Here is an 18,670-nt window from a genome sequence, read left to right as displayed (position 1 = left end):
CCCGGTTACGCAGATCTGCGTAGGCGGCTGGCCGGATTTGTCGTACGCCTCGCGCGGCCGCGCGAACTAGGGTCAGGTCCATGTCCCGGATCCGTCGCCACTGGCTGCCGTGGCTGGTCGTCGTGGTGGTGCTGGTCGGCTCGCTGGGCAGCAATGTCCGCACCGACAGCCGCGGGCCGGCCCTGATCGGGGCACTGCTCGCCCTCGTCGCCATCCTCCCGGTGCTCCTGCAGCGGCCTCGCGGCTGGATGCTCGCGGTCAGCGGGCTGTGTGCCGGGGCGTACTTCACCGCGGGCTACGCCGAGGGCCCGGTCTTCATGGCGGTGCCCGTGGTCACCTTCGCGGTGGCGCTCTCGCTGCCGCCGCGACGCTGGATCGGTTGGGCGGTCGTGGCTGCGGCGCTGGTCGCCACCGGGATGGTGCTGAATCCTGAGACCCCGCAGCTCGACGGCGGGCCTGGACGAGGGCCATGGGCGCAGGGGGGTGGCCCGGAGGGTGACCTCTCGCTGTGGCAGGCCTTCGGACAGGTGGCGCTCATCGCCGCCTGCGGTGCGATCGCGAGCGCGCTGCGATCGCGCAACGAGGCCCGGGCCCAACGGCAGCGACGGGTGGTCAGCGAGGAGCGCGTGCGGATGGCCGCCGATCTGCACGACGGCGTCGGTCACGGGCTCGCGGTGATCGCGATGCAGGCGGGTGCCGCGCTGCACGTCCTCGACCGCGATCCCGAGGCCGCCCGCCGCAACCTCGAGGCGATCCGTGCCGAGAGCAAGGAGTCGCTCGACCTGCTGCGTCGGCAGCTGGCCCGGCTGACCGACACCGAGACCGGCGTCGGCTCGGCCCCGCGGGCACCGGAGCACGGGCTCGCCGACCTGCCTGCGCTCGTCGAGCGAGTGCGCACCGGTGGACTGGAGGTCTCGCTGCGCCTCGAGGTGGACTCGGCGTCGGCGGAGGCCGAGCGGGCCGCGTACGCAGTGGTCCAGGAGGGGCTCACCAACGTGCTGCGACATGCCAGCGCGACGCGAGCCGAGGTGTCCGTGGTCGCCGTCTCCGAGGCCGAGATGGTCGTGACGGTCCACGACGACGGGCGGGGATCGGACATGCCAAGCAAAGAAAGGCGCTCTGGGATGGGAATTGTGGGAATGCGGTCGCGCGTCGAAGCCCTTGGGGGCACCCTAGAGGCGGGGCCGGAGGTACGGGGCTTCCGGCTGCGGGCTTCCCTCCCGCTTTCTGGGTCCTCGGCGGGTGGCGCGGAGGGGCTGGCATGAGCAACACCGATCACACGCTGATCAGGGTTGCTCTGGTCGATGACCAGCCCCTCGTTCGCATGGGCCTGGCGACGATGATCGGCGCCGAACCCGACTTGGAGGTCGTCGGCGAGGCCTCCGACGGCAGCGCGGCACTGCCGATGCTGCGTCGCACTCACCCCGACGTGGTCCTGTGCGACATCCGGATGCCGGTGCTCGACGGCCTCGGCCTGCTGGAGCAGGTCACCCGCGACCCCTCGTTGAAGGACGTACGGGTGGTGATGCTGACGACCTTCGAGCTCGACGAGTACGTCTTCGAGGCGCTGCGGCTGGGAGCGAGCGGGTTCCTGCTCAAGGACGCCGAGCCGGTCGCGCTGCTCGACGCGATCCGGGTCGTCGCCGACGGTGGCTCGCTGCTCGCCCCGACGGTGACCAGGCGGGTGATCGAGGAGTTCGGCTCCTCACGCCGGGCGGCGAACCCGCATCCGCGTCTGGGTGATCTGACCGAGCGTGAGCGGGAGATGGTCGCCTGGGTGGCCACCGGCCGCTCCAACGCCGAGATCGCCGCCGAGCTCGTGGTCAGTCCCGACACGGTCCGCACGCACGTCTCGCGTGCGATGGTGAAGCTGCATGCCCGTGACCGCGCCCAGCTGGTGGTCTTCGCGATCGAGTCGGGCCTGAAGATCTAGCCGGAAGTCGGATCCGGTCAGGCCGCCAGCGGGACGCTGCCCGGCATCACGACCGGGGCACAGCCGCAGGTGTCGCTGCAGGCGAGGTAGGTGTGCACCTCGTGGCCGCACCGCGGGCACGGCAGGAAGTGCGACATCGGGAAGCTGCGTACGTTGGTGTTCTCGGAGTGCTGAGCTGTGTCCCACATGACTTTCTCCTATCCGCGTTTTGTTCCTTCACCTACTCCACGAATGGCACCACGCGATTTCGACATCGTCGGACCGACAACTTGCAGCATCACCAAATTGGAGGGCCGCCGGCGTGGGAAGATGCGTAGGTGACGACGAAGCCCGACCAGGCACAGCGGCTGCGTGACCTCAAGCTGCTGCGCAAGGTCAAGGACCGCATCGACAGGGAGTACGCGCAGCCCCTGGACGTCGAGGCTCTCGCCGCCGGCGTGCACATGTCGGCCGGCCATCTGAGCAGGGAGTTCAAGAAGGCCTACGGTGAGCCGCCCTACTCCTATCTGATGACCCGCCGCGTCGAGCGCGCCATGACGCTGCTGCGGCGCGGTGACCTCAGCGTCACCGACATCTGCTTCGAGGTCGGGTTCTCCTCGCTGGGCACGTTCTCCACCCGGTTCAGCGAGCTCGTCGGGATGTCTCCGAGCATCTACCGGGAGAGGGCCGTTGCCGGTCAGGCCGGGATCCCTCCGTGCGTGTCCAAGCAGGTCACCCGTCCGATCAGACGGAGTTCGATCAGGAATGAAGAAGCGCCGAGGCCAGATCCTTACCTAGCCTGAGTGGCATGGACATCAACATCTGCCACAGCTACCTTCCGCACACCGACCCCGAGGCCTCGCTGAGGTTCTACCGCGACCTGCTGGGCTTCGAGGTGAGGAAGGACGTCGGGTACGAGGCGATGCGCTGGCTCACCATCGGACCGCCTTCGCAGCCCGCTGTGAGCGTCGTGCTCTACCCGCCTCTCGCCGACCCGAACATCACCGAGGACGAGGGCCGGGTCGTCATGGAGATGATGGCCAAGGGCACCTTCGCCAGCCTCATGCTCTCCTCCCCGGACATCGACGCCGCCTTCGAGAAGATCCAGGCCGGGATCGATGCCGCCGGCGGCGAGATCATGTCGGAGCCGACCGACCAGGACTGGGGGATGCGCGACTGCTCGTTCCGCGACCCGGCGGGCAACATGGTCCGTCTCCAGCAGATCAAGTGAGCCGGGAAAAATGTGCACGCCCGGGTTCAATCCTCCGGCTAGCCTGACCGCCATGAGCCATCCCAGCACGGCCGCACACGATGCCGACACGCACGATCTGATCCGCGTCCAGGGCGCCCGGCAGAACAACCTCAAGGACGTCTCGGTCGAGATCCCCAAGCGCCGGCTCTCCGTGTTCACCGGGGTGTCGGGCTCGGGGAAGTCGTCGCTGGTCTTCGGCACGATCGCGGCGGAGTCGCGGCGGCTGATCGACGAGACGTACTCGACCTTCATCCAGGGGTTCATGCCCAGCCTGCCGCGACCGGAGGTCGACGCGATGGAGGGGCTGACCACCGCCATCCTGGTCGACCAGGAGCGGCTCGGCGCCAACCCGCGCTCGACGCTCGGCACCGTCACCGACGCCTACGCGATGCTCCGCAGTCTGTTCAGCCGGCTCGGAGACCCCTACATCGGTGGTCCGACCGCGTTCTCCTTCAACATCCCCACCACCCGCGCGAGCGGCGTGATGACCGGCCCCAAGGGCGAGAAGACGATCGTCAAGGACGCGGTCTACCTCGGCGGCATGTGTGCCGAGTGCGAGGGCCGCGGGACGATCTCCGATCTCGACCTGGCGGTCATCATCGACGAGTCGAAGTCGCTGGTCGACGGGGCGATCCTGGTGCCCGGCTACACCGCCGACGGGTGGATGGTGGCCGCCTACAAGGTCGTCGTGCCGCCGGAGGTTCCGATCAAGGACCTCACCGAGGAGCAGCGCCATGACCTGCTCTACGCCGAGCCGCGCAAGATCAAGCTCGAGGGCATCAACGCGACCTACGAAGGCCTGATCCCGAAGATCCGCAAGTCGATGTTCAGCAAGGACGTCGAGGCGCTGCAGCCCCACATCAAGAAGTTCGTGGAAGCCGCGGCGGTCTTCAAGCCGTGCCCCGCCTGTGGCGGGACCCGGCTCAACGAGTCGGCCCTCTCCTCGAAGATCCGCGGCAAGTCGATCGCTGACGTGTGCGCGATGCAGGTCACCGATGCGGCGGAGTGGCTGCGAAGCATCGACGACCCGGGCGTGGCGCCGCTGGTGGCGGGGCTGCTGCACCTGTTCGACTCGTTCGTCGAGATCGGCCTGGGCTATCTCTCCCTCGACCGGCCCTCGGGCACCCTGAGCGGCGGTGAGGCGCAGCGTACGAAGATGGTCCGTCATCTCGGCTCCGCGCTCACCGACGTGACCTACGTCTTCGACGAGCCGACCGTCGGGCTGCACCCGCACGACATCCAGCGGATGAACAAGCTGCTCCTCGACCTGCGCGACAAGGGCAACACCGTGCTGGTCGTCGAGCACAAGCCGGAGACCATCGCGATCGCCGACCACGTCGTCGACCTCGGTCCCGGCGCCGGCAGCGACGGCGGCACGATCTGCTTCGAGGGCACCTACGAGGGGCTCGCCGCCGCCGACACGCTCACCGGGCGCCACCTCGGCCACCGGGCGTCGGTGAAGGAGACCGTCCGCACCCCGAAGGGGCACCTGGAGATCCGCGGGGCGACCTCGCACAACCTCCGCAACGTCGACGTGGACGTGCCGCTCGGTGTGCTCACGGTGGTCACCGGCGTGGCCGGGTCCGGGAAGTCGTCGCTGATCCACGGTTCCATTCCGGCCAGCGCTGACGTGGAGTTCGTCGACCAGAGCGCGATCAAGGGCTCGCGGCGCAGCAACCCGGCGACGTACACGGGTCTTCTCGAGCCGATCCGCAAGGCGTTCGCGAAGGCCAACGGGGTCAAGCCGGCGCTCTTCTCGGCCAACTCCGAGGGTGCCTGCCCGACCTGCAAGGGCAACGGCATGATCTACACCGAGCTCGGGTTCATGGAGACGGTCGCCTCGCCCTGTGAGGACTGCGGGGGCAAGCGGTTCCAGGCGCTGGTGCTCGAATACCGTCTCGGCGGGCTCAACATCGCCGAGGTGCTCGACCTCTCGGTCGCCAAGGCGCACACCTTCTTCTCCGAGGGGGAGTCGAAGGTGCCCGCGGCCGCTAAGATCCTCGAGCGGATGTCCGACGTCGGCCTCGGCTACCTCAAGCTCGGCCAGCCTCTCAACACCCTCTCCGGCGGCGAGCGGCAGCGGATCAAGCTGGCCATGCACCTGGGGGAGAAGGGTGGGACGTACGTCCTGGACGAGCCGACCACCGGTCTGCACCTCGCCGACGTCGACAACCTGCTGGCGCTGCTCGACAAGCTGGTCGACGCCGGCAAGTCGGTGATCGTGATCGAGCACCACCAGGCGGTCATGGCTCACGCCGACTGGATCATCGACCTCGGCCCGGGGGCCGGTCACGACGGCGGCCTGGTCGTCTTCGAAGGCACGCCCGCCGAGCTCGTCGCCAAGAAGTCGACGCTCACCGGCGAGCATCTGGCGGCGTACGTCGGGGCCTGAGCTCGAGCGGCCGGACGGGTCCAGGTGGCGGGAATCACGCCTGTTTGAGGGCATCTGGATGCGGTCGGCCGCGAGCGGCGCGCTTAGTGTGCGTTGGTTGCAGCATCAACGAAGGAGCCGCCGCGATGACCCTCTACGTTCCCGAGCACAGGCGTACGCCCGGGGAGTCCGAGCACACCGCTTGGACCCGTCCGGCCCAGCCGGCGGTGGAGATGACTCCGGTGCGGGAGCGGCCGGCGCCGGTATGGCCGCGCGGGCTGGTGGCCACCGCCATCGCCGCGGTCACCACCAGCCTGATGGCCGTGATCGCCAAGGCGGCCGGGGTCGACTTCGGCAGCAGCATGGGCGACGTACCGCTCTCGGCGTTCCCGATGCTCACCGTCTACTGCTCCCTGATCGGCATCATCATCGCCGAGGTGATGATCCGGGTGGCCACGATGCCCCGCTCGACCTTCCAGATCACCATGATCGTGCTCACCGGACTCTCGCTGGTCCCCGACGTGCTGCCGTTCTTCGAGTTCGACCTGGCCTTCGTCGGCGTCCTGTGCCTGACCCACATCGTCGCCGCCGCGATCGTGGTCCCCATGATCGCCGGGCGGATGGAGGAGCGCCGCGGCCTCGGGCTGCCCGCTCCTGCCCACCGCCGATAGCGGACGCCGACCGTCCTATTTCGGTGTCATGGTGGAGCCATGGCACTAGAGACCCGAACCTTCCAGGTCACCTTCGACGCGCACGACCCACGCGCGCTCTCCACGTTTTGGCGTGACGTCCTCGGCTACGTCCATCCGGGCCCACCGGGAGTCGACGTCCCCGAAGGCAGCGACCCGCTGGACGCGTGGGACGAGTTCCTCGCTCGAGTCGGGGTGCCGGAAGAGCAGCGCAACAACGCCTCGGCGATCGAGGACCCCACAGGCACCGGTCCGCGCGTCTTCTTCCAGCGCGTGCCGGAGTCGAAGACCGCCAAGAACCGCGTCCACCTCGACGTCCGGGCCGCTCCCGGGCTGCAGGGTGAGGAGCGGATGGCCGCCCTCGAGGCGGAGTGCGAGCGCGTCGTGGCACTGGGAGCCACCCGCGTCCGCCGCTTCGAGCCCGAACCGCCGATGAGCAACGGCTTCATCGTGATGCAGGATCCCGAGGGAAACGAGTGGTGCCTGGACTAACCGGCGCGGCGGGCGAGCAGGGTCGAGTCGTCGATCTGGACCGGGACGCCGTCGCGGATGGTCAAGCGCGGGCGCTGCTCGACGACGACCGGCTCGAACCCGGCAGGCAGTCCGGGGAGCAGGTCCGAGGCGAGGAACATCGCGTTGTGATGGCCATGGCGCGCGAAGACCTCGGAGGGCGCGTGGCCGACGACCAGGAGGTGGCCCCCGGGCGCTACCGCGGTGGCCAGGCGACCGGCGACCTCGACCATGCTCCCGTCCGGGGTGTGCAGGAAGTGGCACGTGACCAGGTCGAACTGCCGGCCCTCAGCGTCGAAGGTGCGGGCGTCGACCTGCCACCAGGACGTACGGTCCGCGACCCCGGCGTCCTCGGCATGCCGCCTCGCCCGGGCCAGACCGTTGGCCGAGAAGTCGGCGCCGGTGACCGTCCAGCCCTGCTGCGCGAGCCAGATGACGTCGCCGCCCTCGCCGCAGCCGACATCGAGCGCCGTGCCGGGTGTGAGCTCGGAGACCTCGGCGAGGAGCTGGGGGTTCGGGTTGCCGCTCCAGACCTTCTCCTCGCCGGAGTAGCGCTCCTCCCACGACTCCGGCTCGAACATCCTGCGGTCCTCGTCCTCGCTCATGGTGCTCAATCTAGCCGCCGCCCCAGTCAAAACCCTGTGCGTTCTGAGCATGCCGTGTGGTTGCCTTGCCGGCGATGATCACGCTGAGCGAACCACCTCGTCTGGTCCGTCCGACGACGGCCGTACGCACCTCCTATCTCACCGGCGAACAGGCCGACTGCCTCCTGCGGGGCACCGACACCGACTGGCTCGGGCCGGCGAGCACGGACTTCGACGCGTTCGTCGCTGACCGGGACCACGACAAGGAGCGCTGGGACGTGATGTCGACGATCTACTGGTACGTCTCCGCGGAGCACTATCTCGGCACCCTCGTCGTGCGCCACACGCTGACCCCCGAGCTCGCCGTCGACGGCGGTCACATCGGCTACCACGTCGTCGCGCCGTGGCGGCGCCAGGGCCACGCGACCCGCATGCTCGAGCTCGGTCTCGATAAGGCCCGCGAGCACAGTGTCTCGCGTGCCCTGCTCACCTGCGCCCCCTCCAACGAGCCGTCCCGGCGGGTGATCGAGAAGAACGGGGGCGTGCTCGACGAGCAGCTCGGCAACGAGCTCCGGTTCTGGATCGGGTAGGGATACTTCACCCATGCACGCTCTCGTACGCCGCCCCTCGCCCCGCCTCGCCGAGGGGCTCGTCACCCACATCGAGCGGAGCCCGGTCGACGTCGGCCTCGCCCAGGAGCAGTGGGAGGCGTACGTCTCCGCGATGCGCTCCGCCGGCTGGACCACCCACGAGGTCGATCCCGCCGACGACTGCCCGGACTCGGTCTTCGTCGAGGACACGATGGTCGTCTTCGCGGACCTGGCCGTGATCAGCCGGCCGGGTGCCCTGGAGCGGCGCCCGGAGATCGACGCGGCCGAGGACGCGGTCCGCGCGCGTGGCTACCGGATCGCCCACATCGAGGCTCCTGGAACTCTCGACGGCGGCGACGTGCTCAAGCACGGCGACACCGTGTGGGTGGGGGAGGGCGGGCGTACGAACTCCGAGGGGATCGCCCAGCTCCGGGCACTGCTCGGACCGCTCGGCGCCGAGGTCGTCGCCGTCCCCCTCACGAAGGTGCTCCATCTCAAGTCGGCCGTCACCGCGCTGCCCGACGGCACCGTCATCGGCCACGAGCCGCTGGTCGACGACCCGAGCGTGTGGGGAGCCCGGTTCCTGCCGGTCCCGGAGGAAGCGGGCTCCCACGTGGTCGTCCTCGACGACCGCACACTGCTGATGGCCGCCTCGGCACCGCTGAGCAGGGCGATGTTCGAGGAACGCGGCTACACGGTCGTACCGGTCGACATCTCCGAGTTCGAGAAGCTCGAAGGGTGCGTCACCTGCCTGTCCGTGCGGCTACGAGCCGCTCAGGGCTGAATCGGCATCGTCGCGCAGTTGGATCCGGTGGCGATGCCCTTGACCCGGTCGGTCACCCAGTTGACCGCATCGGTCTGGTCGACCAGCAGCGGCGTCACGTGGTTGGTGATCAGCCCGTCGCCGAGGTTGGGCAGGACGACCGCCTTGTAGGTCACCCGGGCGCCACGGCCGCACCAGTCGACGGCGAGCTGACGCGACTGCGCGTGCGGGACGATGTCGTCCTGAGTGCCGGTCGCCAGCCGCACCGGGACCCGCGGAGCCACATGACCGAGCTTCTGCGCGTCGATGATGCCCCGGACCACCGGCTCGCGCTCGATGATGTCGTCGAGGCTCTCGCCCGTCGTCGTCCAGCTGGTGCTGCGCCGGAACGGGTAGCCGATGATCCCGTCCGCGACGCATGCCGTCGAGAGATCCTCGAGCGCCGCCTTGCCGGTCGCGTTCAGGTTCTCTTCCAGGATCGGTCCGAGCTCCGGGTTGGACTGTGCCAGACCGTTGATCGTCCAGCCGAGAGCAGCCACCAGCGCCGACCCGTCGATACCCTCCGCGGTCGCGCGCAGGTCGGCCGGCGGCGCGCCCACGTAGGCGCCCACGAGGTTGACGTCGGGAGCGTACGTCGAGGCGAGCTCGGAGGCCGATCCGGTCGCGCCGCCGCCCTGGCTGTAGCCGTAGAGCGCGACGCGCGACCCGGTGGTCACCGATGCGTCCGGGACCTCACGCGCTGCACGCGCGGCGTCGAGGACGGCATGTCCGCCGTCGATGCGGTCGACGTAGGTGTGGAGACGGTCGGTGGCGCCCAGGCCGACATAGTCGGTGACCATCACCGCCACGCCACGCGCCAGCAGGCGGTAGATCCCGATGTCCTCGTAGCCCACCGAGACGGTCTTGCCGTTGAAGAGGATCGGACGCTCCAGGCCTAGCGAGGCCGAGCACTGGTCGCCCTGGCCCATGGTGCCGGGCGCGACCACGACGAGCGGCCGGTCGCCGGCACCGCTCCAGGCCGCGAACGGCTCGATGTAGGCGCCGGTCACCGCAGCCGGGGCGCCGTTGTTGTCGGTGGTCTTGTACATGACCCGGGTCGCGGTGCCGGGCAGCGAGCCGATGCCCGGGATCGAGAGCCCGACGCCGAGGGGGAGCGGCTCGGTGCGTACAAGCGCTCCGTCGGCGTCGGGAAGCGTCACCGGCGGGTTGTAGAACTCCGGGATCTCGACTCCGCGAGAGACGACGGCGGTGCTCTGGTCGGCGGCTACGGCCGGCGTGGCCAGGGCGGCGGGCATGATGGCGGCGACGGCCAGAGCCGTCACCAGGGTGCGTACGGCGTGCTTGCCGGGACGCTTCACGAACAGCCTCGATGCGTGCTGAGTCATGGGGGACTCTCCTCACGTAAGCGGGACCGCTTCGTCCCGAGTTACTGAAGAGTAATGTGAGCGCCGTCACGGTGACAAGGGTTTCAGTCCACACTTGTACACCGAGATTCGCGGAGCCTAGAAGACGACCGGCTGGCGCAGGATCGTCCGGAGCTTCGCGGGCTCGACCCGTCGCGGATCGCCCAGATAGATCTCGTGGTGCTTCCCGGTCATCCGCAGCCCATGCTGGGGGATGAACCGCTCATGCAGTTCCTCGAGCACCGGGCCCTCGTCGTCGTAGGACCCGATGTGCAGCGTCTGCACACAGGTGCCTTCCGCCAGCGTCTCCATGCGCACCTTGCCCAGGCTCGCCGGGCGGTCCTTGGCGCCGACCTTGGCGACCGCCTCGTCGAACATCTGTTCGGTGATCCAGTCGGGCGTCATGATCATCGCCGTCCAGCCCCACCGCGACTTGTCCCGTGCCCGGGTGAAGGCGTCCATGTCCTCGGCCCACCACAGCGCCTCCAGCGGCGGCACCACGTAGTCGCGGCCCTCGTTCTTGCTGGCGAACTTCAGCTTGTACGCCACCGGGTAGAGCGCCGCGAGCGCGTCGGCGTACTCCTGGGCGGTGTTGGGGTCACCGTGGCCGTCGACCATCAGGTAGGGGAGTGGCGGCACCTCGAGCACCCGGAACTCACCCTGACGTGCCCGATAGCTGTCGAGCGTCTTCTTCAGATCCACCTTCGTCGCCATGAGGCCATGATGTCGCGCCGTCGAGGCCGGCGGACGCGAAACTCGGGTGCCGTCGGGGGAGTCTGCGCCTACGCTCCGGACATGGCAACCGTGGCGGACGTCCGCTGGCTCGGCTCGAGCCTGGAGCGGTCCTACGAGGTCTTCGTACGCGGCCGGCTGAAGTTCCGGGTCGGCTCGATCGTCTATGTCGCCTTCTCCCTGGACGAGACCGAGATGGGGTTCGGCTTCCCCAAGGAGGAGCGTGCCGCGTTGGTCGCCAGCGCGCCCGACAAGTTTCACCTGCCCCGCGACTCGGAGATGCGGTTCAACTGGGTGGAGTCGTCCCTGGCCGCGCTCGACCCGGTCGAGGCGTGTGAGTTCGTCGTCGACGCCTGGCGCCTGTGCGTCCCGAAGAAGGTCTCCGCCGCCTACGACCTCACCCATCCTGACGGCCCCGGACCGGACCGTCCGGAGACCGGGCCGGCGAACGAGGGAGAGCGATGATCCTGGCCAAGGAGCGCGACCCGCGCCTGATCACCGTCCGCCGCGGTGGCACGCTCACCGACACCGACCACCAGCTGCTCGCGCTGTGGGCGGCGACCTGCGCAGAGCACGTCCTCCCGCTCTTCGAGGCGGAGTGCCCCGACGACCCGCGCCCACGGCGGGCCATCGACGCCGCACGCGCCTGGAGCCGCGGTGAGCTCAAGATGATGGAGACGCGCGCTCTCGGCGGTCACGCCATGGGAGCTGCCCGGCCCTTGCGCGGAGCCGCCCGCAACGCTGCCTACTCCGCGGGACAGGCCGGCGTGGTCGCCCATGTCGCGGCCCACGACCTGGGCGCGGCCGCGTACGCCATCAAGGCCGTACGCGACGCCGCCCCTCCCGGCGAGGCCATCGAGGCCGGACGCCGGGAGTGCCACTGGCAGCGCGAGCAGCTCCCAGACCCCATCCGCGACCTCGTCCTCGACGACCAGCGGATCCGCAACGAGATCTGCTGGTCGGTCTTCGACTGCTGAGGTCAGTCGGCGATGGGGTCGTCGACCGCGGAGATCGTGTACGGGGGAGTGCCGGCTCCGTCATCGATCTGGCTGTTCACGACCAGGACCCGGCCGCGGGTCACGGCGAGCGTCGTCGGGGTGGCGAACCCTTCGGCGGCGGAGGCGATCACCTGACCGTGCCGCAGCGCCTCGTCGAGCTCGGCGACGTACACGCCCTGGGCACCGCCCGGAGCCGCGTAGTTCAGCACGGCATAGAGGGTCGAGCCGCGCAGCTCGATGCCGTCGGGCCCGAAGCTGTGCCCTCCCATGTCGACCAGCTCACCCGACCGACCTGCCACGTCGATCCGGATCAGCGCCTCCAGACCTTGCGACGAGACGAGCAGCGTCTGGCCGTCCTCGGAGGCGTCGATGCCGTTGAGGTACATGAACTCCGGCGGGAATCCCGGCACCACCGTGCGTGCGTCGAACCACCGCTCCAGCGCGCCGACGTCGTCCCCGAGCGCCGCACGCCACACCACCGCGTTCGTCGAGTCGGTGACGTAGACCGCGTGCGGCGTGATGACGAGATCGTTGAGGTACGGCTCGCCGACCGGTCCGGACTCGGGGCGCAGCGTCGTCAGCAGGGAGCCGTCGGCGCTGTAGACGTCGAGCTGGGTCTTGCCGGCGACGTAGAGCCGGCCGTGCGAATCCGCATGCAGTCCCAGCGCCTGCGCACGGCCGGCGGCCGCGCCGGACGCGAACCGCTCGAACCGCGTGCTCGTCACATGGCCGCGCAGCACGTCACCGTTGCCGAAGCTGGAGACGTAGATGGTTCCGTTCGGGGTGACCTCGATGCCTTCGGGCTGGAACCCGGGTTCCTCGGAGACGACGTAGGTGTCGGGGAGGTGCGGATCGGAGGCGGCGGCGGGCAACGCGGTGATCGCCGAGATCGCGGTCAGCGCAACCGCCACGGCTGCTGCCGATAGACGTCGGTTCATGAAAGCTCCCTGTGGCTCGGTGCGGGCGATGCAGGGGCAGCCGAGACCTGCGACCTACCGTCGATGCTGGCCCGATCGGCACTCGGGCGCCACGCCAATTCGGCGGCAGGGACCGTCCAACTATCGTCGGCCACATGGATCAACCGCGCGAACGGCTCGAGGCGGAGCACCGGCAGACGCTCGCGCGCCTGGCGGACCTCACCGACGACTTCGACGCTGTCGTCGCGGCCTCACGCGACACCAACGCCGACGACGAGCACGATCCCGAGGGTGCCACGATCGCCTTCGAGCGGTCTCAGGTCCAAGCGCTCGTACGCCAGGCGCGAGAGCATCTCGCCGAGATCGACGCCGCGTTGGAGCGCGTGCGCGCGGGCACGTACGGGACCTGTGAGGACTGCGGCCGGCCGATCGGCGCGGGTCGGCTCGAGGCGCGCCCGGTCGCGCGTGCGTGCATCAGCTGTGCCGGGAAGCCGAGGGAACGGCTGCGCTAACGGCGATGCCGGCCGGGCTGGTCACGCATCCCGACGAGATCGTCGTGGATCCGGCGTGCGCGCCGTCTCTCCAGCCTCGCCACCAGGAAACCGGCTGCGGCCGCGAGCACCATCAGGACCAGGAGCACCACCACCGTGGCGCCCACCATGTCCAGGACGTAGCTCGTCATTGCTGTCAGGTACCCCATGTCGTATGCGTTCATGCGCGGGCTCTTCGATACGGTAGCCGGCATGTCTGGGGAATCCGACGACTCGATCCGCCTGTGCTGTCTCCTATGGGCGCGCGGGGGAGAGGCCGAGGCGCTCCACGCCTATGAGGACCGCGTCCTGAGGCTGATCTCGGAGCACGGTGGGGAAGTGGTGCACCGCGCGTTCGCCGACGACGCACCCGGGCAGCCCGACGAGATCCAGCTCATCCGGTTCCCGGACCAGGCCTCGCTGGACGCCTACATGAACGACGAGCGGCGTACGGCACTCAGCGCCGAGCGCGACGCAGCCGTCGCGCGCACCGAGGTGTTCCCGGTGCGGTTCTGAGGATCGGTCTGAGGATCGGTTACTGTCAGCCTCATCTGGTGCTCGAGCACCCCACCCGGAAGAGGTCTGTGATGGTCGTTGCTGGACTGGTGCTCGCCGCGCTGGCCGCCCTGCTGCACGTCTACATCTTCGTCATGGAGTCGTTGACGTGGACGAGCCCGAAGACGCAGGCGGTGTTCGGGATCGGCGCCGAAGAGGCCGAGGCGACCAAGGAGATGGCGTTCAACCAGGGCTTCTACAACCTGTTCCTCGCCATCGTCACCGCGGTCGGCATCGTCCTGTACCCGGTCTGCTCCGCAGCGGTCGGCGCCGCTCTGGTCTTCGCCGGAGCAGGCTCGATGGCAGCCGCCGCGGCGGTGCTGTTCATCTCCTCGCCCGACAAGCGCGGCGCGGCGCTCAAGCAGGGCGTGATCCCGCTGCTCGCCGTCGTCGCCCTGGCGATCAGCGTGGCTCTGAGCTAGCCAGGAACTCGAGCAGGAGCTGGTTGGTCTCCTCGGGGCGCTCCTGCTGGACCCAGTGCCCACACCGGGGGAGTACCACCGATCGGGTGAGGCCCGGCAGGGTCTGGTCGAAGCGTTCGATCTGGCGCCGGCCGGTGATCGCAGGCCCGTCGTACTCGCCGGCGACGAAGAGCGACGGCACCCTGATCGGCACGTCGCCGAAGGCCGCGAGATCCTCCCAGTCGCGGTCGATGTTGCGGTAGCGCGCGAGCGGACCGAAGAAGTCGGAGTCGGCGAACTCGCGGGCGTAGAAGTCGACATCGGCCTCGCTCAGCCACTCGGGCAACTCGGCGGGGTAGGTGAACTGGTCCGAGAGCCGGTCGCCGCGTCGCACCAAACCGAGCGCGCCGCGCGGATCCCCGCAGGCGGCGAGCACACCGTCGCCCGAGATCGAGTAGTAGATGCCGAGCAGCCAGCGGCGTACGTCGGGCAGGATCTCGTCCTCGACGACACCCGGGGTCTGGAAGTAGGAGATGTAGAAGTCTTCGTCGTCACCGCCGGCCTGTGCCATCGCCTCGGTGGGCCGGCGGCGTCCGGAGGGGCTGAACGGCACCGACAGGCCGGCTACGGCGGTGAAGACGTCCGGCCTCAGCTGAGCCGTCGTCCAGGCGATGGGAGCGCCCCAGTCGTGCCCGACGATGGTGGCCGTCTTCGCGCCCAGGGCGTGCACCAGGCCGACGTTGTCGCCGACATGGCGCAGCATCCGGTAGTCCTCGATGGCACTCGGCTTCGAGGACCCGCCGTAGCCGCGGACGTCGATCGCGACCGCCCGGTAGCCGGCGTCGGCGAGCGCGGCGATCTGGTGGCGCCACGAGTACCAGGACTCCGGAAACCCGTGCACCAGGATCACGAGCCGGCCGTCCGCCGGCCCTGACTCCACCCAGTGCAGGTCGATTCCGTTGACGTGTTCGGTGCGGTGAGTCACAGCGGTGTCGGCCACGGCCGGAGTCTGCCACCTTTCCCGATTTCCGCGATAGTACCCCCTATCGCAGAAATGTTCGAAAAGACTGTAATATCAGGGGATGTGAGCGTACCTGACGATGGTGTGATGTTCGGCGATGTCGTCGAGGAGTTCCTGACCGACCGGGCCACACTCACGCGCCGCGGGCTCAACGACAAGTCTCGCAACGCCTACCGGCAGGACATCGCCGCCTGGGCCCGGCAGCTGCACGTCGACGCGGGCGGCGAGCCTGACGCCGACGTGCTGGCGCTGGTCCCGATATCGGCGCTGACCGACCAGAACGTACGCATCGCCTACAGGTCGCTGCGGGAGAGCTCGGCCGCGGCCACCTGCCAGCGCCGCGTCGGGACGCTGAGGCTCTTCACCCACTGGCTGCAGCTCGAGGGACACCTGCTGGTGGACCCGACGCTGCGCATCGAGGCACCCGAGCGGCCCAGCCGGCTGCCGGCGGGCTGGAGCGTCGACGAGCTCCGCCGCCTGGCGCGGGTCGCGTCGACCCCGCGCGAAGGCACCGACCGGCGCCGCTGGCCGGCTCGGGACCGGGCGATCTTCGCGGTGCTGGTCACCACCGGCGTACGTGCCGCGGAGCTGTGCGGTCTCACCATCGGCTCCATCCGGCGCGAGCCCGACGGCGAGACGCTGGTGCGGGTCATCGGCAAGGGCGACAAGCAGCGCAACCTGCCGCTGCCACCCGAGGCCGTCGACGCGGTCGATCTCTACCTGGTCGAGCTGGAGGCCCGTTTCGGCGCTCGCGACGCAGCCGACAGTCTGTTCCTGCTGACCTCGGGCAAGCAGCTGCGTCCTGGGGCGCTCAACCATCTGGTCGAGACCTGGATCCGCCTGGCCGGCGTCCCGAAGCAGCCTGGCGAAGCCGCGCATGCGTTTCGGCACAGCGCCGCCAAGGGACTGATCCGTTCGGGCGTACCGGTGCCTGCGGTACAGGGGCTGCTCGGCCACGAGGACCTCAAGACCACCGGGATCTATGTCAAGGCGACCGCTGCAGACACCCGCGACGCCGTGCTGCTGTCACCGGCGCGCGAGGTGCTCCGGGAGACGGCTGTGCCGCCGCCTGACTGAGCGCGGTGCTCACTCGTGGGGCTTGACCGCGCGGGTTGCGATGTAGGCGGACAGGTGCTGCGCCGTGGCGTCTGCGTGGTGCGGCGCTTCGCTGAGGTGGGTCAGGACGAACCCGGCAGCCAGCTGTCCGCCGATCTGCTCGGTCAGCGAGTGGCTGTATTCGATCGGGCCGCTTCCGTAGGCGCGCATCCGGTCGTCCGGCGAGAGGTCGAGCGAGCTGAACGGGAGCCGATGACGCACCACGAGCTCCTGTCGGTCGAGCGCCACCTCGTCGAAGATGTAGACGTCCGGGTTCATGAAGCCGACCATGAGCGTCCCGCCGGGACGCAGCACCCGAAACGTTTCCTCCCAGACCGGCGTCAGGTCGGGACAGAACACGTTCGACACCGGGTTGACGATGACGTCGAAGCTGGCGTCGTCGAAGGCACTGAGGTCGCGCATGTCACCGAGGACGGTACGAAGGCCCAGCCCGTCACGAGCGGCCACCTCGTCATCGCGAGCCAGCTGCTTGGGCGAGTTGTCGAAGACGGTCACCGTGGCGCCTGCCGCGGCGAGGACCGGGCCCTGCTGGCCACCGCCGGAGGCAAGGCAGAGCACCCGAGAACCGGCCAGATCGGACGGGAACCAATCACGTGGAATCGGCTCGTGGCCGATCAGAACCACCGACCAGTCACCTTGACGTGCCTTCGCGATGACCTCGGGACCAACCGGCCGAGACCATTCGTTGTCGTTGTCGACCAGCTCGTCCCACGCGACGCGGTTGTGCGCGGTCGGGTCGAAGTCTTCTGTCACAGCAGCGAACCCTAGCCGCTCGGGCCCTGATTCAACGGTTGGATATTTCGCCGATAATGCACATTATGTCAAGTCATTCATTCCTGAGCCCTCTCCCGCGACCGCCCTCGTGTACCGGAACTCGATGACGTGGCGTCGCCGGACTGGTTGCCGCCATTGCCGCGGATGACGCTGGCGTCATGACATCCATCAACGAACTTCGCAAACAAGTGTCGCGGGTCATCGCGCCCGACGACCCAGACTACGAAACGGCTCGAGCCGTGTGGAACGGAATGATCGACCGTCGCCCGGCCGCTGTCGTACCGGCCGCGAACGTCAACGACGTCATCGCCGCGGTGAACTTCGCACGCGACGCCGGCCTGCCGCTGGCCGTACGCGGAGGCGGGCACAGCGCGCCCGGTTACGGGACGATCGATGACGGCGTGGTGATCGACCTGTCCCCCATGCGTTCCGTCGAGGTCGATACCGACGCTCGAACTGCTCGCGTAGGTGGCGGTGCCACCCTGGGCGATCTCAACGAAGCCACCCACGCGCACGGCCTCGCCACGCCGGGCGGGATCGTCTCGACGACCGGCGTCGGTGGCCTCACCCTCGGCGGCGGCATCGGCTACCTCACCCGTGGCTTCGGTCTCTCGATCGACAACCTTCGATCGGCCGACGTCGTCACCGCGGACGGGCAGCTCCGCCACGCGAGCGAGTCCGAGAACGCCGACCTGTTCTGGGCGCTCCGTGGAGGCAGCGGCAACTTCGGGGTGGTCACGAGCTTCGAGTTCGACCTGCATCCGGTGGACGAGGTCGTCGTCGGACTCTTCTTCTACGAGCTGGAGCACGCCGGGGACCTGCTGCGCTTCTTCCGCAGCTGGATCACCGACGCCGACGAGCGCTTCGGCGCCTTCCCGGCATTCCAGGTGGCTCCTCCCCTGCCGTTCCTTCCGGAGGACCGCCACGGCGACACATTCTGCGCGGCCGTCGTCCACTGGAGCGGTCCGGTCGAGGAGGGCGAGGCGGCGATGCAGCCGTTCCGCGACCTCGCGCCGCGCGTCGGCGAGATGGTGTCTCCCATGCCGTATCCGTGGCTCAACAGCGCGTTCGACGACCTGTTCCCCCGTGGCGTACGCAGCTACTGGAAGGGCAACTACGTCACCGAGCTGACCGACGAAGCGATCGAGGCGCACCTGGCCCACGGCCCGAAGGCGCCGAACGCGAGCTCGACGATGCACCTGTACCCGATCAACGGCGCAGCCTCCCGTGTCGGCGCGACGGACACCGCGTTCTCCTACCGCCACGCGACGTTCTCGACGGTCATCGTCTCCGCCTGGCCGGACGCCTCCGACGACGATGCCAACATCGCGTGGGTCCGCGACTACGCCGCCGCGCTCACGCCGCACTCCGAGGCGGGCGGGTACGTGAACTTCATGTCCGACGACGACCAGGGCCGCGTCACCGACACCTATGGCGACAACTACGCGCGACTCAGGAAAGTCAAGCAGGCCTACGACCCCGAGAACCTGTTCAGCCACAACCAGAACATCACGCCCTGACGACGCCGGTTCGCCGGCGCCAGGGCGTGGCG

General features: G+C 69.1%; 24 protein-coding genes. 16 read left to right on the top strand and 8 right to left on the bottom strand.

What is annotated here, in order from left to right; all coding sequences use genetic code 11:
• The first annotated feature begins 80 nt into the window (after positions 1-80).
• Complete coding sequence (locus ABT304_RS07335; protein WP_350714045.1) at positions 81-1,265, top strand: sensor histidine kinase; 1,185 nt, start codon at positions 81-83, stop codon at positions 1,263-1,265.
• On the top strand, positions 1,262-1,933 hold the full coding sequence (locus ABT304_RS07330) for a response regulator (RefSeq protein WP_350714043.1): 672 nt from the start codon (positions 1,262-1,264) through the stop codon (positions 1,931-1,933). Before ABT304_RS07335 ends, ABT304_RS07330 begins: the two co-directional genes overlap by 4 nt.
• Positions 1,934-1,950: 17 nt before the next feature.
• Here the strand turns inward: ABT304_RS07330 and ABT304_RS07325 are convergent, their stop codons facing one another.
• The gene (locus ABT304_RS07325; RefSeq protein ID WP_201451019.1) at positions 1,951-2,121 is read right to left on the bottom strand and encodes a hypothetical protein; all 171 of its coding nucleotides are present in this window, start codon (positions 2,119-2,121) and stop codon (positions 1,951-1,953) included.
• Positions 2,122-2,250: 129 nt separating this feature from the next.
• On the opposite strand from ABT304_RS07325, the gene ABT304_RS07320 reads away from it, so the two are divergent.
• From ABT304_RS07320 to ABT304_RS07300, 5 genes are all read left to right on the top strand, one after another.
• The gene (locus tag ABT304_RS07320) at positions 2,251-2,715 is read left to right on the top strand and encodes a helix-turn-helix transcriptional regulator (RefSeq protein WP_350714042.1); all 465 of its coding nucleotides are present in this window, start codon (positions 2,251-2,253) and stop codon (positions 2,713-2,715) included.
• 5 nt (positions 2,716-2,720) lie between these two features.
• Complete coding sequence (locus ABT304_RS07315; protein ID WP_350714040.1) at positions 2,721-3,143, top strand: VOC family protein; 423 nt, start codon at positions 2,721-2,723, stop codon at positions 3,141-3,143.
• A 52-nt stretch (positions 3,144-3,195) separates the two neighbouring features.
• The gene (locus tag ABT304_RS07310; RefSeq protein WP_350714039.1) at positions 3,196-5,556 is read left to right on the top strand and encodes an ATP-binding cassette domain-containing protein; all 2,361 of its coding nucleotides are present in this window, start codon (positions 3,196-3,198) and stop codon (positions 5,554-5,556) included.
• Positions 5,557-5,681: 125 nt separating this feature from the next.
• Positions 5,682-6,206: a DUF6069 family protein gene (locus ABT304_RS07305; RefSeq protein WP_350714037.1), complete on the top strand. Its 525-nt coding sequence runs from the start codon at positions 5,682-5,684 to the stop codon at positions 6,204-6,206.
• Positions 6,207-6,245: 39 nt separating this feature from the next.
• On the top strand, positions 6,246-6,716 hold the full coding sequence (locus tag ABT304_RS07300) for a VOC family protein (protein ID WP_350714035.1): 471 nt from the start codon (positions 6,246-6,248) through the stop codon (positions 6,714-6,716).
• On the opposite strand, the gene ABT304_RS07295 is transcribed toward ABT304_RS07300, so the two are convergent.
• The gene (locus ABT304_RS07295) at positions 6,713-7,339 is read right to left on the bottom strand and encodes a class I SAM-dependent methyltransferase (protein ID WP_350714033.1); all 627 of its coding nucleotides are present in this window, start codon (positions 7,337-7,339) and stop codon (positions 6,713-6,715) included. The two genes, ABT304_RS07300 and ABT304_RS07295, sit on opposite strands and share 4 nt — an antisense overlap.
• Positions 7,340-7,413: 74 nt before the next feature.
• Between ABT304_RS07295 and ABT304_RS07290 the strand changes: the two genes are divergently transcribed.
• Together ABT304_RS07290 and ddaH are read left to right on the top strand one after the other, a co-directional pair.
• Entirely contained in the window at positions 7,414-7,908 is a 495-nt protein-coding gene (locus ABT304_RS07290) for a GNAT family N-acetyltransferase (protein WP_350714031.1), read from the top strand.
• A gap of 13 nt (positions 7,909-7,921) precedes the next feature.
• Positions 7,922-8,692, top strand: a complete 771-nt coding sequence (gene ddaH / locus ABT304_RS07285) for a dimethylargininase (protein ID WP_350714029.1) — start codon at positions 7,922-7,924, stop codon at positions 8,690-8,692.
• Here the strand turns inward: ddaH and ABT304_RS07280 are convergent.
• Complete coding sequence (locus ABT304_RS07280) at positions 8,683-10,056, bottom strand: lipase family protein (RefSeq protein WP_350714027.1); 1,374 nt, start codon at positions 10,054-10,056, stop codon at positions 8,683-8,685. The two genes, ddaH and ABT304_RS07280, sit on opposite strands and share 10 nt — an antisense overlap.
• A 117-nt stretch (positions 10,057-10,173) precedes the next feature.
• Complete coding sequence (locus ABT304_RS07275) at positions 10,174-10,788, bottom strand: GyrI-like domain-containing protein (protein WP_350714026.1); 615 nt, start codon at positions 10,786-10,788, stop codon at positions 10,174-10,176.
• An 81-nt stretch (positions 10,789-10,869) separates the two neighbouring features.
• Here ABT304_RS07275 and ABT304_RS07270 point away from each other — a divergent pair, with 81 nt between their 5' ends.
• Together ABT304_RS07270 and ABT304_RS07265 are read left to right on the top strand one after the other, a co-directional pair.
• Positions 10,870-11,271, top strand: a complete 402-nt coding sequence (locus tag ABT304_RS07270) for an MmcQ/YjbR family DNA-binding protein (RefSeq protein WP_350714024.1) — start codon at positions 10,870-10,872, stop codon at positions 11,269-11,271.
• Complete coding sequence (locus tag ABT304_RS07265; RefSeq protein ID WP_350714022.1) at positions 11,268-11,783, top strand: putative immunity protein; 516 nt, start codon at positions 11,268-11,270, stop codon at positions 11,781-11,783. Before ABT304_RS07270 ends, ABT304_RS07265 begins: the two co-directional genes overlap by 4 nt.
• A 2-nt stretch (positions 11,784-11,785) precedes the next feature.
• Here ABT304_RS07265 and ABT304_RS07260 read toward each other — a convergent pair whose 3' ends face one another.
• Positions 11,786-12,742 carry an SMP-30/gluconolactonase/LRE family protein gene (locus tag ABT304_RS07260; RefSeq protein WP_350714020.1) on the bottom strand — a complete coding sequence of 319 codons (957 nt, stop codon included), beginning with the start codon at positions 12,740-12,742 and terminating at the stop codon, positions 11,786-11,788.
• A gap of 134 nt (positions 12,743-12,876) precedes the next feature.
• Between ABT304_RS07260 and ABT304_RS07255 the strand changes: the two genes are divergently transcribed.
• Positions 12,877-13,233, top strand: coding sequence for a TraR/DksA family transcriptional regulator (locus ABT304_RS07255; RefSeq protein ID WP_350714018.1), 357 nt, complete (start codon positions 12,877-12,879; stop codon positions 13,231-13,233).
• Here the strand turns inward: ABT304_RS07255 and ABT304_RS07250 are convergent.
• A complete protein-coding gene (locus tag ABT304_RS07250) occupies positions 13,230-13,436 on the bottom strand; it encodes a hypothetical protein (RefSeq protein WP_350714016.1) in 207 nt (68 codons plus the stop codon). The two genes, ABT304_RS07255 and ABT304_RS07250, sit on opposite strands and share 4 nt — an antisense overlap.
• 28 nt (positions 13,437-13,464) lie before the next feature.
• Here ABT304_RS07250 and ABT304_RS07245 point away from each other — a divergent pair, with 28 nt between their 5' ends.
• Positions 13,465-13,767 (top strand): DUF1330 domain-containing protein, encoded by a 303-nt coding sequence (locus ABT304_RS07245; RefSeq protein WP_350714014.1) that lies wholly within the window; start codon positions 13,465-13,467, stop codon positions 13,765-13,767.
• 38 nt (positions 13,768-13,805) lie between these two features.
• Complete coding sequence (locus ABT304_RS07240) at positions 13,806-14,228, top strand: DUF1304 domain-containing protein (RefSeq protein WP_350714013.1); 423 nt, start codon at positions 13,806-13,808, stop codon at positions 14,226-14,228.
• Here ABT304_RS07240 and ABT304_RS07235 read toward each other — a convergent pair.
• On the bottom strand, positions 14,209-15,207 hold the full coding sequence (locus ABT304_RS07235) for an alpha/beta fold hydrolase (RefSeq protein ID WP_350714011.1): 999 nt from the start codon (positions 15,205-15,207) through the stop codon (positions 14,209-14,211). The two genes, ABT304_RS07240 and ABT304_RS07235, sit on opposite strands and share 20 nt — an antisense overlap.
• Before the next feature lie 84 nt (positions 15,208-15,291).
• Here ABT304_RS07235 and ABT304_RS07230 point away from each other — a divergent pair, with 84 nt between their 5' ends.
• Positions 15,292-16,305, top strand: coding sequence for a tyrosine-type recombinase/integrase (locus tag ABT304_RS07230; protein ID WP_350714010.1), 1,014 nt, complete (start codon positions 15,292-15,294; stop codon positions 16,303-16,305).
• Between the two features lie 9 nt (positions 16,306-16,314).
• Here the strand turns inward: ABT304_RS07230 and ABT304_RS07225 are convergent, their stop codons facing one another.
• Positions 16,315-17,097: a class I SAM-dependent methyltransferase gene (locus ABT304_RS07225; RefSeq protein WP_350714009.1), complete on the bottom strand. Its 783-nt coding sequence runs from the start codon at positions 17,095-17,097 to the stop codon at positions 16,315-16,317.
• Between the two features lie 179 nt (positions 17,098-17,276).
• Between ABT304_RS07225 and ABT304_RS07220 the strand changes: the two genes are divergently transcribed.
• Positions 17,277-18,638 carry an FAD-binding oxidoreductase gene (locus ABT304_RS07220; RefSeq protein ID WP_350714007.1) on the top strand — a complete coding sequence of 454 codons (1,362 nt, stop codon included), beginning with the start codon at positions 17,277-17,279 and terminating at the stop codon, positions 18,636-18,638.
• Positions 18,639-18,670: the final 32 nt, after the last annotated feature.

This window comes from Nocardioides sp. NPDC000445, assembly GCF_040300245.1.
In the GTDB taxonomy this organism is placed as follows: domain Bacteria; phylum Actinomycetota; class Actinomycetes; order Propionibacteriales; family Nocardioidaceae; genus Nocardioides.
This window is presented reverse-complemented; position numbering and strand designations above follow the sequence as displayed.

Coding starts and splice junctions, on each gene's coding strand:
- ddaH (WP_350714029.1), top strand. CDS start 7,922: ATGCACGCTCTCGTACGCCGCCCCTCGCCCCGCCTCGCCGAGGGGCTC.
- ABT304_RS07310 (WP_350714039.1), top strand. CDS start 3,196: ATGAGCCATCCCAGCACGGCCGCACACGATGCCGACACGCACGATCTG.
- ABT304_RS07325 (WP_201451019.1), bottom strand. CDS start 2,121: ATGTGGGACACAGCTCAGCACTCCGAGAACACCAACGTACGCAGCTTC.
- ABT304_RS07260 (WP_350714020.1), bottom strand. CDS start 12,742: ATGAACCGACGTCTATCGGCAGCAGCCGTGGCGGTTGCGCTGACCGCG.
- ABT304_RS07290 (WP_350714031.1), top strand. CDS start 7,414: ATGATCACGCTGAGCGAACCACCTCGTCTGGTCCGTCCGACGACGGCC.
- ABT304_RS07250 (WP_350714016.1), bottom strand. CDS start 13,436: ATGAACGCATACGACATGGGGTACCTGACAGCAATGACGAGCTACGTC.
- ABT304_RS07330 (WP_350714043.1), top strand. CDS start 1,262: ATGAGCAACACCGATCACACGCTGATCAGGGTTGCTCTGGTCGATGAC.
- ABT304_RS07280 (WP_350714027.1), bottom strand. CDS start 10,056: ATGACTCAGCACGCATCGAGGCTGTTCGTGAAGCGTCCCGGCAAGCAC.
- ABT304_RS07265 (WP_350714022.1), top strand. CDS start 11,268: ATGATCCTGGCCAAGGAGCGCGACCCGCGCCTGATCACCGTCCGCCGC.
- ABT304_RS07255 (WP_350714018.1), top strand. CDS start 12,877: ATGGATCAACCGCGCGAACGGCTCGAGGCGGAGCACCGGCAGACGCTC.
- ABT304_RS07315 (WP_350714040.1), top strand. CDS start 2,721: ATGGACATCAACATCTGCCACAGCTACCTTCCGCACACCGACCCCGAG.
- ABT304_RS07270 (WP_350714024.1), top strand. CDS start 10,870: ATGGCAACCGTGGCGGACGTCCGCTGGCTCGGCTCGAGCCTGGAGCGG.
- ABT304_RS07220 (WP_350714007.1), top strand. CDS start 17,277: ATGACATCCATCAACGAACTTCGCAAACAAGTGTCGCGGGTCATCGCG.
- ABT304_RS07335 (WP_350714045.1), top strand. CDS start 81: ATGTCCCGGATCCGTCGCCACTGGCTGCCGTGGCTGGTCGTCGTGGTG.
- ABT304_RS07275 (WP_350714026.1), bottom strand. CDS start 10,788: ATGGCGACGAAGGTGGATCTGAAGAAGACGCTCGACAGCTATCGGGCA.
- ABT304_RS07300 (WP_350714035.1), top strand. CDS start 6,246: ATGGCACTAGAGACCCGAACCTTCCAGGTCACCTTCGACGCGCACGAC.
- ABT304_RS07295 (WP_350714033.1), bottom strand. CDS start 7,339: ATGAGCGAGGACGAGGACCGCAGGATGTTCGAGCCGGAGTCGTGGGAG.
- ABT304_RS07305 (WP_350714037.1), top strand. CDS start 5,682: ATGACCCTCTACGTTCCCGAGCACAGGCGTACGCCCGGGGAGTCCGAG.
- ABT304_RS07245 (WP_350714014.1), top strand. CDS start 13,465: ATGTCTGGGGAATCCGACGACTCGATCCGCCTGTGCTGTCTCCTATGG.